The 13,922-nt window shown below is 70.0% G+C and carries 11 protein-coding genes and 1 pseudogene; 3 read left to right on the forward strand and 9 right to left on the reverse strand.

Annotated features, from left to right (window positions below; translation table 11 throughout):
* Positions 1-76 (forward strand): annotated as a pseudogene (locus BST11_RS07825) (type VII secretion protein EsxI); the annotation flags it as partial.
* A 64-nt stretch (positions 77-140) separates the two neighbouring features.
* Here BST11_RS07825 and BST11_RS07830 read toward each other — a convergent pair.
* Positions 141-1,481 (reverse strand): PPE family protein, encoded by a 1,341-nt coding sequence (locus BST11_RS07830; RefSeq protein ID WP_083137370.1) that lies wholly within the window; start codon positions 1,479-1,481, stop codon positions 141-143.
* A gap of 452 nt (positions 1,482-1,933) precedes the next feature.
* Between BST11_RS07830 and BST11_RS07835 the strand changes: the two genes are divergently transcribed.
* A complete protein-coding gene (locus BST11_RS07835; RefSeq protein ID WP_068213553.1) occupies positions 1,934-2,707 on the forward strand; it encodes a response regulator transcription factor in 774 nt (257 codons plus the stop codon).
* Positions 2,704-4,239 (forward strand): sensor histidine kinase, encoded by a 1,536-nt coding sequence (locus tag BST11_RS07840; RefSeq protein WP_083137371.1) that lies wholly within the window; start codon positions 2,704-2,706, stop codon positions 4,237-4,239. Before BST11_RS07835 ends, BST11_RS07840 begins: the two co-directional genes overlap by 4 nt.
* Positions 4,240-4,336: 97 nt before the next feature.
* Here BST11_RS07840 and BST11_RS07845 read toward each other — a convergent pair whose 3' ends face one another.
* The 8 genes from BST11_RS07845 to mfd form a co-directional block, all read right to left on the reverse strand.
* Positions 4,337-4,630 carry a hypothetical protein gene (locus tag BST11_RS07845; RefSeq protein ID WP_083137372.1) on the reverse strand — a complete coding sequence of 98 codons (294 nt, stop codon included), beginning with the start codon at positions 4,628-4,630 and terminating at the stop codon, positions 4,337-4,339.
* Positions 4,631-4,745: 115 nt separating this feature from the next.
* Positions 4,746-5,690 (reverse strand): Ppx/GppA phosphatase family protein, encoded by a 945-nt coding sequence (locus BST11_RS07850; protein ID WP_142276241.1) that lies wholly within the window; start codon positions 5,688-5,690, stop codon positions 4,746-4,748.
* Entirely contained in the window at positions 5,684-6,172 is a 489-nt protein-coding gene (locus tag BST11_RS07855) for a DUF501 domain-containing protein (protein ID WP_083137373.1), read from the reverse strand. The genes BST11_RS07850 and BST11_RS07855 overlap by 7 nt, the downstream gene beginning before the upstream one ends.
* Positions 6,165-6,794 carry an FtsB family cell division protein gene (locus BST11_RS07860; protein ID WP_142276242.1) on the reverse strand — a complete coding sequence of 210 codons (630 nt, stop codon included), beginning with the start codon at positions 6,792-6,794 and terminating at the stop codon, positions 6,165-6,167. The genes BST11_RS07855 and BST11_RS07860 overlap by 8 nt, the downstream gene beginning before the upstream one ends.
* A gap of 11 nt (positions 6,795-6,805) precedes the next feature.
* Positions 6,806-8,095, reverse strand: coding sequence for a phosphopyruvate hydratase (gene eno, locus BST11_RS07865; RefSeq protein ID WP_083137375.1), 1,290 nt, complete (start codon positions 8,093-8,095; stop codon positions 6,806-6,808).
* Between the two features lie 45 nt (positions 8,096-8,140).
* Complete coding sequence (locus BST11_RS07870; protein WP_142276243.1) at positions 8,141-8,878, reverse strand: lytic transglycosylase domain-containing protein; 738 nt, start codon at positions 8,876-8,878, stop codon at positions 8,141-8,143.
* Between the two features lie 295 nt (positions 8,879-9,173).
* Positions 9,174-10,157: a nucleoside triphosphate pyrophosphohydrolase gene (locus BST11_RS07875; RefSeq protein WP_083137377.1), complete on the reverse strand. Its 984-nt coding sequence runs from the start codon at positions 10,155-10,157 to the stop codon at positions 9,174-9,176.
* On the reverse strand, positions 10,154-13,855 hold the full coding sequence (gene mfd, locus BST11_RS07880) for a transcription-repair coupling factor (protein ID WP_083137378.1): 3,702 nt from the start codon (positions 13,853-13,855) through the stop codon (positions 10,154-10,156). The genes BST11_RS07875 and mfd overlap by 4 nt, the downstream gene beginning before the upstream one ends.
* Between the last annotated feature and the right edge of the window lie 67 nt (positions 13,856-13,922).

Here is a 13,922-nt window from a genome sequence, read left to right on the forward strand (position 1 = left end):
CCACGGGCAGAAGGTGCAAGCCGCCGGCAACAACATGGCCAGCACCGACAGCGCCGTCGGGTCCAGCTGGGCCTGACACCGCACGCTCAGAGCGGGGCCGCACACCGATCGGTGTGCGGCCCCGTCGTTTGTCCGGCCGGCTAACCGGCGACCGGCGAACGGGGGATCAGCGACGTGCGGAACCCGATTCGCTGAACCGCGCCGTCGGATTCGCGCCCGATCATGCCGCCCAGCGGCAGCTTGGAAATGCCGGTGGTGGGCGTCGACACCGTGGCGGCCCCGTAGCCGCCCGGCATGGCATTGGCGTCCATCGGCAGCGGCGTGACCGCCGACGCCGCCTCGGACCAGGTCGGCGGAACCGACAGGGTGCCCAGCGAAGACGCCTCGCCCAGGCCCGCCGAGGCGCCCCCGCCCAGCCCGGGGATGGGCGGGCTAATCCCGCCGATGCTGCCGGGCGTCGGGAAGCCGGGAACGCCCTCGGCCCCCAGGATCGAACCGGCGCCCTCGTAGTCCAGCGCCAGGCCCTGGAAGTCCAGGTTCAGGCCGTACCCGTCCAGGCCGAGCCCGCCGCCGTCGGCGCCGAAGCCGGCCATATCGGAGCCGATGCCGAGCGCATCGAGGCCCAGCCCGCTCGCGGCCGGGGTCAGCGCATTGGCCAGGCCCGACACGGCGCTCGCGCTGGTGCTCGCGCTCTTGGTGGCGGCCTTGCCCGACGAGCCGGTCACGCTCGACAGCGCGCTGAGCGGGGTCGTCGCCCCCGAGGCACCCAGCGACGCCGCGGTGCCCTCCGCCGCCGGCGCCACCCCCGTGGCGGACGCCGCGCCCGGGGTCGACATGCTCTGCAGCGTTTGTGGCACCGAGGACATCAGCTGCGCCGTCGTCGTCTGGACATTTCCGCCGACCTGGGTGCCCGCCGTTTTGGCGACCGCACCGGCCTGGCCGGCAACCCCGTCCGGATTGGTCGTCTGCGGCGGCGAAGTGAAATTGCTGAACGTCGACGCCGACGCCGAACTCGCGGCGTAGTTGTACATCGCCGTCGCGTCCTGGGCCCACATCTCGCCGTACTCGGCCTCGGTGGCCATGATCGCCGGGGTGTTCTGCCCCAGGATATTGGTGGCGATCAACGCCATGAGCTGAGCGCGGTTGGCGACGATCAGCGGCGGCGGCACCGTCATCGCATAGGCGGCGTCGAAGGCCGCCGCGGCGGCCGTGGCCTGCGTCGCCGTCTGCTGGCATTGCGCGGCGGTGGCCGTCATCCACGCCATGTAGGGGGCGGCCGCGGCCGCCATCGACATCGCCGTCGGGCCCGTCCACGACTCGTCGGTGAGGCTCGCGATCACCGACCGGTAGCCGTTGGCTGCGTCGGTCAGCTCGGCGGCCAGCGACTCCCATCCCGCCGAGGCGGCCAACAACGTACCGGGCCCCGGCCCCAGGTACATCCGGCCGGAATTGATTTCTGGTGGCAACGCGCCGAAGTCCATCGCCTGCCCCTATCTCTCGAGTGAACGGTGGCCAAAGCCACCGATGTTGATGCGGCCGCACCGGCCGCCACCATCTCTTTTGATGGCTGGCAGGCTGCTGTCGCTATGAAAAGCATTTCGTACCACCACATTTCAGGACATCGGTCCCGGGCCGTCGTGCGTAGCTGTCCCGCTACGACGGCGACTGCCAAAGTGCAGCGTCTTCTAATCAATGAAATTTGTTCGCATGCCGCTGGTTTGGGAGAGCTACCGCCCGAACCGGGCGGGCTCCGTCGCACCAACGACCATGCGCATCAGTATTTTTCGACACCGGCGCCTCATCAAGCGTGCCGATGTGACACATATAAGACTCATATTTGAGTCCGCCAAGCGTGGGCTGCACAACAGAGTTTTATTTGAGAATCCTATGAAGTCCGTGACAACCCCATGTGTGCTTGCGAGAATGCGAGAGCATGACCGTGATGTCGGGATACGCAGGTAGCCAGCGGCCGCGCCAGGCCATTTTGGGGCAATTGCCCCGCATCTACCGGCCCGACGGCTCGCCGATCCGGGTGCTGCTGGTGGACGACGAGCCCGCGCTCACCAACCTGGTCAAGATGGCGCTGCACTACGAGGGCTGGGTCGTCGACATCGCCCACAACGGGCGCGAGGCCATGGCGAAGTTCGAGAATGCCAACCCCGACGTTCTGGTCCTCGACATCATGCTGCCCGACGTGGACGGGCTGCGAATACTGCAGCGAATCCGCGAATCCGACGCCTACACCCCGACGCTGTTCCTCACCGCCCGCGACTCGGTGATGGACCGCGTCACCGGCCTCACCGCCGGCGCCGACGACTACATGACCAAGCCGTTCAGCCTCGAGGAACTGGTCGCCCGGCTGCGCGGGTTGTTGCGGCGTTCCAGCCACCAGAGCCCACCCGCCGCGGAGTCCTTGAAAGTCGGCGACCTGCACATGGACACCGCCAGCCGTGAGGTCAGCCGCGGCGGCACCCCGATTTCGCTGTCGTCGACCGAGTTCGAACTGCTGCGCTTCCTCATGCGCAATCCCCGCCGCGCGCTCAGCCGCACCGAAATCCTGGACCGCGTCTGGAACTACGACTTCGCGGGGCGGACCAGCATCGTCGACTTGTACATCTCCTATTTGAGAAAGAAGATCGACTCCGGACGAGAGCCGATGATCCACACCGTCCGCGGTGTCGGATACATGCTGCGCCCACCGGAATGACCCGCCGGCGGAACACGGTATCCAGGAACCTTCCGCGGTGGTTTCCCCACTCGTTGCGCCGCCAGTTGCTGTTGGGCGTGCTGACCATCGTCAGCGTGGTCCTGGTGAGCGTCGGCGTCGTCTCCGTGCTGAGCCTGCGCAGCTACGTCACCGCGATGAGCGACGCCGACGTCGACCAATCCCTTGACGCGCTGAGCAATTCGTACACCAGGTTCCGCAACAGCCAACACTCGCTGGTGCGGCCGGAGGACCGGCCGATCTCGCAGGCGATGCTGGAGTTCACCGATCAAACGCCGGGGAACGTCATCGCGGTGCTGCGCGGCGGTGTGGTGATCGGGTCGGCGGTCTTCTCCGAAGCCGAGGCACGACCCGCGCCGCCCGACGTGGTCGCGGCTCTGGAGGGGCAGCGGTGGCCCGATGCCCCACCACGCACGGTCCAGCTGGGCAGCCTCGGGTCCTACCGGGTCGACAGTCGCGTCGACGGCCCCGACCAGCTGATCGTCGGCGTCTCGCTGGCCCGGGCCGAACAGATCATCGTCCGCAAGCAACTCACCACCACCGCGCTGGTCACGGCGGCGCTGGTCCTTACCGCGGCGCTTACCGTCTGGGTGGTGGGGTACACCCTGCGACCGCTGCGCCGGCTGGCCTCGACCGCCGCCGAGGTCGCCGCCATGCCGCTGACCGACGGCGACCAACGGATCAGCGTGCGGGTGCTGCCGCGCGACACCGACCCCAACAACGAGGTCGGGATCGTCGGGCACACGCTGAATCGGTTGCTGGAAAACGTCGATAGCGCCCTGGCGCATCGAGCCGAGTCGGACCTGCGGATGCGACAGTTCATCACCGACGCCAGCCACGAGCTGCGGACCCCGTTGGCCGCGATCCAGGGCTACGCCGAGCTGACCCGGCAGGACAGTTCGGAGCTTCCGCCGACCACCGAATACGCGCTGGCCCGCATCGAATCCGAGGCGCAGCGCATGGCGCTGCTCGTCGACGAGCTGCTGCTGCTGTCGCGGCTGGGCGAGGGCCAGGATCTGCAGACCGAGGACGTCGACCTGGCCGACCTCGTCGTCAACGCCGTCAACGACGCGGCGGTGGCCTCACCGGTTCACAATTGGGTCAAGGATCTTCCCGACGAGCCGGTGTGGGTGCGCGGCGACCACGACCGGCTGTACCAACTGGTCAGCAACCTGCTCAGCAACGCCCGCCTGCACACGCCGCCGGGTGTCACGGTGACCACGGGAATCACCCGCCACCGCAACGGAACCGACGAGCCCCACGCGGAGCTGACCGTCGCCGACGACGGGCCCGGCATCGACGCGGACCTCCTCCCCCGGCTGTTCGAGCGGTTCGTCCGCGCGGACACGTCGAGGTACAGCGGTTCGGGGATCGGGCTGGGCCTGGCCATCGTCAGTTCGATCGTCAAGGCCCACCACGGTTCGGTGACCGCCGAATCCTCCGACGGCCGAACGGTGTTCCGGGTGCGGCTGCCGATGATCTCCGGCCCGGGCCCCGGCCCGGACAACACCTGACGGAGAGCGGTGAGTCACCAAGCCGTCGTCGGCTTCACCCCTCGAATCACATCCGCCACTTCCGTATCCGCCCGGAAGTGATGGCCATTTGCCCGCCTCACAGCGACAACTTGGCCTCCGCACGTAATGCCAAGACCCGTTGGTGGATTCGGTATTCCGTGGAGCGCGGCATGTAGCCCGGTCCATACCTGCCGCGGCCGAGGCGGTACACCCTGCCGCGCCCGATCTCCCACCGCAACGCGTCCGACACCACCTTCGACGGCCGGCCGTCGACGCAAAAGCCATGCCAGTCGAGCACATCAATCAGTTCCGTGATGGTGGCCGGTCCGTGCACGGCCAAGTGCATCGCCAGCACGTAGCGAAGCTCGGTTCCTCTCAGTGGTCGGTTCATCCTCGAACCGTCGCACAAGGGTCCGACACCGCTCGGAGTTGTCGCTGTGAGGCGGGCAAACAGGGTGCCACTTCCTGCCAGAAACGCATGTGGCAGTTGTGATTGAGCGCCCCCATCACCCCAAGATCGACAGCACGATCCCATCCAGGATGTCGTGCTCGCTGACGACCAGCTCGTCGATGCCGGCGCGGGCTCGCAGCGACCGCGCCAGCTCCTCCACCACGATCGCGCCGCCGCCGATCACATCGGCCCGCCCCGGGTGCATCGGCGCCAGTGCCGCACGCTCGGCCCGCGACATGCCGACCAGCCGCGAACACACCGCCAGCAGATCACCGACCGCGACACGCGAAAGATGAATGGCCGCAGCGTCATACGTCACCATGCGGTGGGCCAGCGCGGACAGCGTGGTCATCGTTCCCGCGAGCCCGACCCACGTCCGCGCCCCCTCCACGGGCACCACGCGCAGCGCCGTGTCGAGCCGCTCGCGCACCAACTCGCGCGCCGCCTCCACCTCGGCCGGCGTGGGCGGATCCGAGTGCAGGCACCGCTCGGTGAGCCGGACGCACCCGATGTCGGCCGAGTAGCCGGCCAGCGCTTGCTCGGCGCCGACCACGATCTCGGTGGATCCGCCGCCCAGGTCGACCACGACGAAAGGCCCGGCGGCGCCGTCCAATTCGCCGACTGCGCCCCGGAAGGACAGCGAGGCCTCCTCCGCGCCGGTGATCACCTCCGCGATCGCCCCGGGCAGCACGGCGCCTAGCACCTCGGCCGTCATCGCAAAGAAGACATCGCGATTGGCGACATCCCGGGCCGCCGAGGTCGCCACCATCCGCACCCGTTCGACACGGTGCGCCGCCAGCAGTGCCGCGTAGTCGGCCAGCGCGGCCCGGGTTCGCGCGATCGCGTCCGGTGCGAATTGGTCCGTCGCGTCGACACCCTGCCCCAGCCGCACGATCCGCGTCTCGCGATGCACATCGCGCAGCCGGCCTGCGTCCGCATCGGCGATCAGCAACCGAATGGAGTTGGTGCCGCAGTCAATCCCCGCGAGCCGGCTCACCACTGCCCCACCACCAGGACCGTGGCCATCGCCGGCTCCCCGGCCAAGAGCGCCAACGCCTCGTCGCCAAGCGGATTCATGCCTGGGCCCTTGGCCAGCGAGTGTGCGATCAGCACGTGCAAACACTTGACCCGGTCCGGCATTCCCCCGGCGGAGAACGTGGTGCCCAGCGGTTCGATCGCGTCCCGCTCGGCCAGATACGACTCGTGGGCCCGCCGGTACGCGCCCGCCAAGTCGGGGTCCGTCCGCAATCGCTCGGTCATCGAACGCATCAACCCCGTCGTCTCGAGTCTGCTCGCGGCCGCGGTCAGCGCCGGATGCGTCAGGTAATACAACGTCGGAAAGGGTGTTCCGTCAGGCAGTTTCGGCGCGGTCTTCACCACGCCCGGTTCGCCGTTGGGACACCGGTAGGCGATCTCGAGCACCCCGCGCGGTTCACGCCCGAGCTGACGCGCGACGGCCTCCAGATCGGAACGATCAACCACCGGGCGTGGGGGGACTCGGCGGCGCCTCCGGGGGCGGCGCCGGTGGCAGGTGCGGGGCGTCGGCGATGGTATGCCACAGCGAGGTGTACCAGGGATCGCTGTTGGCCGGTTTCGCGGTCTCGGCACCGGGCTGCGGCGGCACCGCCGCCGTCGGCGGCAGTTGCACCTGGAACGGGATGTCCCCCGGCATCACGAATCCGAGGCGCTCGCGGGCCTGCGCCGCAATGTAAGCCGGGTCGCCGAGCTTCACCTTCTTCTGCTCGAGATCGGCGATCTGGCGGCGCAGCGCGGCCTCGCTCGCGGCCAGCTGGTCCATCTCAGTGCGCTGCGCGAAGTAGGTGCGCACCGGGCCGGCGATGGTGAGGGTCAGCACGCAGATCACCGCGGCCAGCACCGCCGCCCGCCGCGCGGTGAAGCCCAGCCGCTGGTCGGACCGCTGCTCGACGGATTCGGCGACCTGCCGCTTGATGGGCTCGACCACCCGCTCGTGCAGCGAGGTGTTACGCGCGGCCGTCTGCGCGGGCGCGGAAGGCCCGGTGGAACGACGGCGCCGAACCGAATCGCCGGCCTTCGCCGGGCGCGAGGCCGGCGAGCGCCGCTTCGGATCGGGCTTGGCCGCCAAGCTAATTCAACCTACTTCTGCTCCAGTGCGTACCGGGGGAACGCCAGGTCGCCCGCGTAACGTGCCGCGTCGCCCAGGGCCTCCTCGATGCGCAACAGCTGATTGTATTTGGCCACGCGCTCGCTGCGGGCCGGCGCGCCGGTCTTGATCTGGCCGCTGCCGGCGGCCACCGCCAGGTCGGCGATCGTCGTGTCTTCCGTCTCGCCGCTGCGGTGGCTCATCATCGTGCGATACCCGCTGTGGTGGGCCAGGGCGACGGCGTCGAGCGTCTCGGTCAGCGTGCCGATCTGATTCACCTTGACCAGCAACGCGTTTGCCACGCCTTTGTCGATACCCTCTTCCAGCCGCTCGGGGTTGGTGACGAAGATGTCGTCGCCGACGATCTGCACCCGGTCGCCGATCGCCGCGGTCAGCGCAACCCAGCCATCCCAATCGTCTTCGGACAGCGGGTCTTCGAGGGACACCAGCGGATAGGAACCGAGCAGGCCGGCGTAGAACTCCGCCATCTGCTCGGCGCTGCGGGTGGCGCCTTCGAAGTTGTAGCCGGTGCCGTCGGTGTAGAACTCGGTGGCCGCCGCGTCGAGGGCCAACGCCACGTCGGTACCGAGCTTGAAACCTGCCGATTCGACGGCCCGGCCGATCAGGTCCAGTGCGGCGGTGGTGCCGGCCACGTCGGGGGCGAATCCGCCCTCGTCACCCAGGCCGGTGGAAAGCCCCTCTTTCTTCAGCACCGCTTTGAGCGCGTGATACACCTCGGCGCCCCACCGCAACGCCTCGGCGAAGCTGGGCGCGCCGATCGGCGCCACCATGAACTCCTGGATGTCGACCGCGGTGTCGGCGTGGGCGCCGCCGTTCAGGATGTTCATCATCGGCACCGGCAGGATGTGCGCGTTGGGCCCGCCGATGTAGCGGAACAGCGGCAACTCGGCGGAGTCGGCGGCCGCCTTGGCGACGGCCAGCGACACGCCCAGGATCGCGTTGCCGCCCAGCCGGGACTTGTCGGGGGTGCCGTCGAGGTCCACCAGCGCCTGGTCCACCAACCGCTGATCGTCGGCGTTCAGGCCGATCACGGCCGGGCCGATCTCGTCGAGCACGGCCTGCACCGCCTGCTGCACACCCTTGCCGCCGTAACGCTCACCGCCGTCACGCAACTCGACGGCCTCGTGCTCGCCGGTCGACGCACCCGACGGCACCGCTGCCCGGGCAAACGTCCCGTCCATCAGGGCTATCTCGACCTCGACCGTCGGGTTGCCGCGGGAGTCGAGGATCTCGCGGGCTCCGACCTGCTCGATAATCGGCACTGGGTTCTCCTTGCGTCCTAAAGCGTCGGTCAGCGATACATCCTGCTACAACGGGTGACCCGCCGCGTAGGCGGTCGCCCAGTCCCGCACCGCCCGCGCGTAGACGCCGGAGTTGTTGTAGGCCCGCATCGCGGTGATCCACCCCCGCGGGGTGGCGAGATCCTTTCCACGCCAACACAGGTAACCCGCCGCCGCCAGCGCCGCGTCGTCGATGTTGTCCGGGCTCAGCCGCCCGTCGTTGTGGGCGTCCACCCCGTACAGGCGCCAGGTCTCCGGGATGAACTGCATCGGACCCATCGCGCGGACCACCTCGCCCTCGCCGTCCGGGCCGTCGGCACCCTCGTCGCTGTCGATGATGCGCATCGTTCCCCCGGTGCCGTCGAGGCGGACGCCCCGAATGGGCGGGCTCACATCCCCGTTGGGCGACAGCGTCGCGCCCCGGTAGGTGCCGTGGTGGCTCTCGACCTGCCCGATGCCCGCCAGTGTGGTCCACGCGATATGGCATTTGGGGTTCTCGACCTCGGCGACTCTTGCGGCGTACGCGTAGGCCTCCAGCGCGATGACCGGGATCTCCAACGCCGTCGACCGCTCTTCGGCCCACCCGCGCAACTGATCCGCGGGGCGGCCGCTGAGGTGGGTGTCCACCGGAGGCACCGGATCCCCGGGGGGCGGCGGGATCCCGTCGGGGATGAACAGGCTGAGCTGCCAGGTGCAACTGGAGGCGAGAAGCATGGCGGTCGCGCCGATCACGGCGCCCGCGCGCAACCAACGCCCCGGCGACACCATCCTTAAAGAGCTCCCCTGCGCTTCACCTACACAAACGTCGACCATCACCATCGTCCCACGGGTTTCCGGACTACCCGGTCGATTCGGGGGCCCGGCGCGCGCCCGCGGCGCCCGCGGAACGCGAATCCGCGGTTAGCTGCCCGGGCCGACAGCTAGCAAACTCGGAACACCGCCCACCCCACGCATTCGCATTTCACCCGCAACTCACCCGTCCGAGCCCGGTGGCGGGGGCAAATAGCGGGGCCATCGCTGTTCTCGACTTGATACGAGGTTGATCTGAACCGTTCCCAATTCAGTCCGGGCCCCCGGCCGGCGCCTCCGACGCCGCGGCGGACGGCCAGTGCGAGCGCCATTCCTCCTCGGTGACCTCGCCCAGCGGAGCCGCGTCGAGCTCCTCGGCGACACTGTCGCCGCGGCGCGCCGCCGCGATCGCCCGTTCCACACTGTGGACCGTGTCCACGAACTCCAAAACCACTGCGCGAAGCGCGCTTTCGGCGTCCACGTCGCCCGACACGGTGATCGAGGTCATCTCGGCGGGAATTAGGTCCGCGGGCAGCCCCGCCTTCTCCGCGCGTTGAATCACTTTCTGCGCCAGGGCCAATGCCGGCTGGCCGGTGTGGACGTCGTCCATCACCGAGCTCCGCGACTTCGCCGCCCTTTCTGAGGCCTTGGCCTCTTCCCACTGCGCCAACTGCTCCTCGAGCGAAATCGGTTCTCCCGCCAGCACTCCGGGCACCCGGTTACCCAGCTTGCGCATCAGCGTGCCCGCAACGTCGTCGATGGTGAACGGAAACTGCGGCGCGTCCTCCGCGATGCGGGCGTGAAAGAGCACCTGCAGCAGCACGTCACCGAGTTCCTCGCGCAGCTGGTCGGAGTCGCCGCTGCGCACCGCGTCGAGCAGCTCGTAGGTCTCCTCCAACAGGAACTTGCGCAACGAGTCGTGCGTCTGCTCGCTCTCCCACGGCCCCGCCGTGCGCAGCTTGTCCATCATCGCGACGGCGTCGACCAGCCGCTCGCCGCGCGGCGCGTCCGGCGCCGAGATCAGCCGGGCCCCGGCCGCCAACCGCGCGGTGACCGCCGGGTGGTCGCGATCGGAGGACAGCAACACCGGCGCCGGGGCGTCGGGGTCCCCGGAGTGCACCGGCCGCGCCGCCGGCAGCGACCAGGGCACCGCGACGGGCATCTCCTCGGTGTACTGCACCTCCCCGGCGAGGTGCTCGATGGCCTCGACCGGCACCAGCGCCGGGCGGCGGGGGTCGAACAAGACGACGATCAAGCGCCGCTCCTCCTCGACATCGCAGCCGGTGACGCCCCCGTTATACCAAGGTCTATCTGCGGTTCCCCCCGCAACGCGGTCACCAGGTTGGCCACCATCTGCAGCAGCTCGACGTCGCGGATGCGCGCCGCGCCCGCGAAACTCTGGCCGCCGGACCGCGGGATGGGCACCTGGACCGTCGACGTCGTCGCGCGGTAGTGCGCCGCGGGGTACATCCGCTTCAGCCGCACCTGGGCCGAGTCGGGCAGCGTCACCGGCGACAGCCGAACCGTCGCCGCGGACGGGGCCGACACCTCCGTGATGCCGGCGCCGCGGCACAGCAGCCGCAGCCGCGCCACCGCCACCAACCGTTCGGCGGGCTCGGGCAGCGCCCCGTAGCGGTCGGTGAGCTCCTCCACGACGGCGGCGATGCCCGCATCGTCCGAGGCGGCGGCCAGCCGCCGGTAGCCCTCCAGCCGCAGCCGGTCGCTGGCGATGTAGTCCGGCGGCAGGTGGGCGTCCACCGGCAGGTCGATCCGCACGTCCTTGGGCTCCTCGGGCGTGGTCACCGTCTGCCCGTCGGCGGCCGCCCGGTACGCCTCGACCGCCTCGCCCACCAGCCGCACGTACAGGTCGAACCCGACGCCGGCGACGTGCCCGGACTGCTCGACGCCAAGGACGTTGCCGGCGCCGCGGATCTCGAGATCCTTCAGCGCGACCGCCATGCCCGCGCCGAGCTCGTTGTTCTGCGCGATGGTCGCCAACCGGTCGTAGGCCGTCTCGGTCAGCGGCGCGTGCGGCGGATAGAGGAAGTAGGCGTAGCCGCGCTCCCGGCTGCGGCCGACCCGGCCGCGCAGCTGATGCAGCTGGGACAGGCCGAAGGTGTCGGCGCGCTCGACGACGAGCGTGTTGGCATTCGAGATGTCCAGGCCCGTCTCGACGATGGTGGTGCACACGAGGATGTCGTATTCCCGGTTCCAGAAGCCCTGCACCGTGCGCTCCAGGCGTTCCTCGGGCATCTGCCCGTGCGCGACGACGACCCGCGCCTCGGGCACCAGCTCGCGCACCCGCGCCGCGGCCCGGTCGATCGAGCTCACCCGGTTGTGCACGTAGAACGCCTGGCCGTCGCGCAGCAGCTCGCGCCGCAGGGCGGCCGCGACCTGCCGGTCGTCGTGCGGCCCGACGTAGGTCAGCACCGGGTAACGCTCCTCCGGCGGGGTCAGGATCGTCGACATCTCGCGGATCCCGGCCAGGCTCATCTCCAGCGTCCGCGGGATCGGGGTGGCGCTCATGGTCAGCACGTCGACGTGCGTGCGCAGCGACTTGATGTGCTCCTTGTGCTCGACGCCGAACCGCTGCTCCTCGTCGACGACGACCAGCCCCAGGTCCTTCCAGCGCACCCCGGTCTGCAGCAGCCGGTGGGTGCCGATCACGATGTCCACGGTCCCGTCGGCCAGGCCGTCGATGACGGCGCGGGACTCGGCGGCGTCGGTGAACCGGGACAGCCCCTTGACGGTCACCGGGAAGTCGGCCATCCGCTCGCCGAACGTCTGCAGGTGCTGGTCGGCCAGCAGCGTGGTGGGCACCAGCACGGCCACCTGCTTGCCGTCCTGCACCGCCTTGAACGCCGCGCGCACCGCGATCTCGGTCTTGCCGTAGCCGACGTCTCCGCAGATCACCCGGTCCATCGGGATCGGCTTTTCCATGTCGGCCTTGACCTCGGTGATCGCGGTCAGCTGGTCGACCGTCTCGGTGAACCCGAACGCGTCCTCCATCTCGGCCTGCCACGGGGTGTCGGGAGCGAACGCGTGCCCGGCGCTGGCCTGCCGCTTGGCGTACAGCGCCACCAGCTCGCCGGCGATCTCGCGCACCGCGCGGCGGGCCTTGGTCTTGGTGTTGGCCCAGTCGCTGCCGCCGAGCCGGCTGAGCGCGGGCGCCTGACCGCCGACGTACCGCGACAGCTGGTCCAGCGAATCCATTGGGACATAAAGCTTGTCGGACCCACCTCCCCTGCGGCTCGACGCGTACTCGAGCACCAGGTATTCGCGCCGGGCGCCGCCGACGGTGCGCTCGACCATTTCCACGAACCGCCCGATGCCGTGCTGGTCGTGCACCACCAGGTCGCCGGCGGTCAGCGCCAGCGGGTCGACGGTGTTGCGTCGCTTGGCGGCCAGCCGCTTGCCCTCGACCGCCGTGGCCCGGTTGCCGGTCAGGTCGGTCTCGGTGATCACCACCAGGTTGGCGCCGGGTATGACGACGCCGTCGTGCAGCGGGCCCTTGAGCACCCCGACGACCCCTTGCTTGAGCCGATCTTGGGTCGCCGCACCGGATTCCAGCATGGCGGCGGGGGTGTCGGACTCGCCGAGCCGCTCCACCACGCGGTGCGCGGTCCCGGCGCCGGGGGCGACGACGGCGGCGTACCCGCCGGTCGACACATGGGCGCGCAGCATCGCGAAGATGCCGTCGATGTCGTGCTGGTGCCCGCGCGCCGACGGCGCCGCGCGCACGTCGAGTTCCACGGCCGACTCGTCGGACAGCTGGCTCAGGGTCCACCACGGATGACCGGCGCGGGCCGCCGCGGCCCGCACCTCGTCGAGTTCGGCGAACCCGGATCCACCGAGCTGCGAAACATCAACGGGCGCTTGACTTTCCGAGGTTCCCATCGCCGCCGCCGACCACGACGCCTCCAGGAATTCGCGCCCGGTCTTGATCAGGTCGGCGGCGCGGGTCCGCACCTTTTCGGGGTCGCAGACCAACACCGGCGTGGCCTCGGCGAGTTGGTCGGTCAGCAGGACATGCGCCCCATCCTCCGCCGGCCGCAGCACCGGAAGCAGCGCCTCCATGCCGTCGACCGGGATGCCCTCGGCCAGCTTGGCCAGCATGTCGGTGACGGTGCCGGTGATGGCGGGCTCGCCCGGGGGCCGCCCCGCGGCCAGCTGTTCCGAGAGCGCGGCGGCGCGCTCCCGCACGTCGTCGGTGATCAGCAGCTCACGGCAGGGCACCGCGACCAGCGCGTCGATCTCCAGCTCGGCTATGGAGCGCTGGTCGGCGACCGAGAACATCCGCATCTCGCTGACCTCGTCGCCCCAGAACTCGACGCGCACCGGGTGCTCGGCCGTCGGGGGGAACACGTCGAGGATGCCGCCGCGCACCGCGAACTCGCCGCGCCGGCCGACCATGTCCACCCGGGTGTAGGCCAGCTCCACCAGCCGGGCGAGAACACCCTCGAATTCGATCTCCTGGCCGACGCGCAGCGCGACCGGCTCCACCAGGCCCAGCCGCGGCGTCATCGGCTGCAGCAGCGAGCGCGCCGCCGTCACCACCACCCGCAGCGGCGGGCCCAGCCGATCGTCGTCGGGGCGCGCCAGCCGGCGCAGCACCATGAGGCGGGTGCCCACGGTGTCGACGCCCGGCGAGAGCCGCTCGTGCGGCAGGGTTTCCCAGGACGGGAACAGCGCCACCGCGTCGCCGAACACGCCGCGCAGCTCGGCGGTCAGGTCGTCGGCCTCGCGCCCGGTCGCGGTGACCACCAGCAGCGGACCCAGCCGCGCCAGTGCGGCGGCGACGAACACCCGGGCGCTGGCGGGGCCGACCAGGCTCAACTCGGCGGGCCGGGCGGCCGCGCTGTCGATCAGCTGCTGGAAGGTCGGCGCGCTGAGCGCCAGATCCACGAGCCCGGCGATCGGGGTTTCTGGGTGAGAAGTCCCCGGTGCGGTCATGATGAATCCATTCTAGGGACCCGACTTTGGTCGATATTCGGCCCGCGCCGGGCGTGACGTGGGGCGA

The sequence above is a fragment of the Mycobacterium alsense genome, from assembly GCF_002086635.1.
Lineage (GTDB): Bacteria > Actinomycetota > Actinomycetes > Mycobacteriales > Mycobacteriaceae > Mycobacterium > Mycobacterium alsense.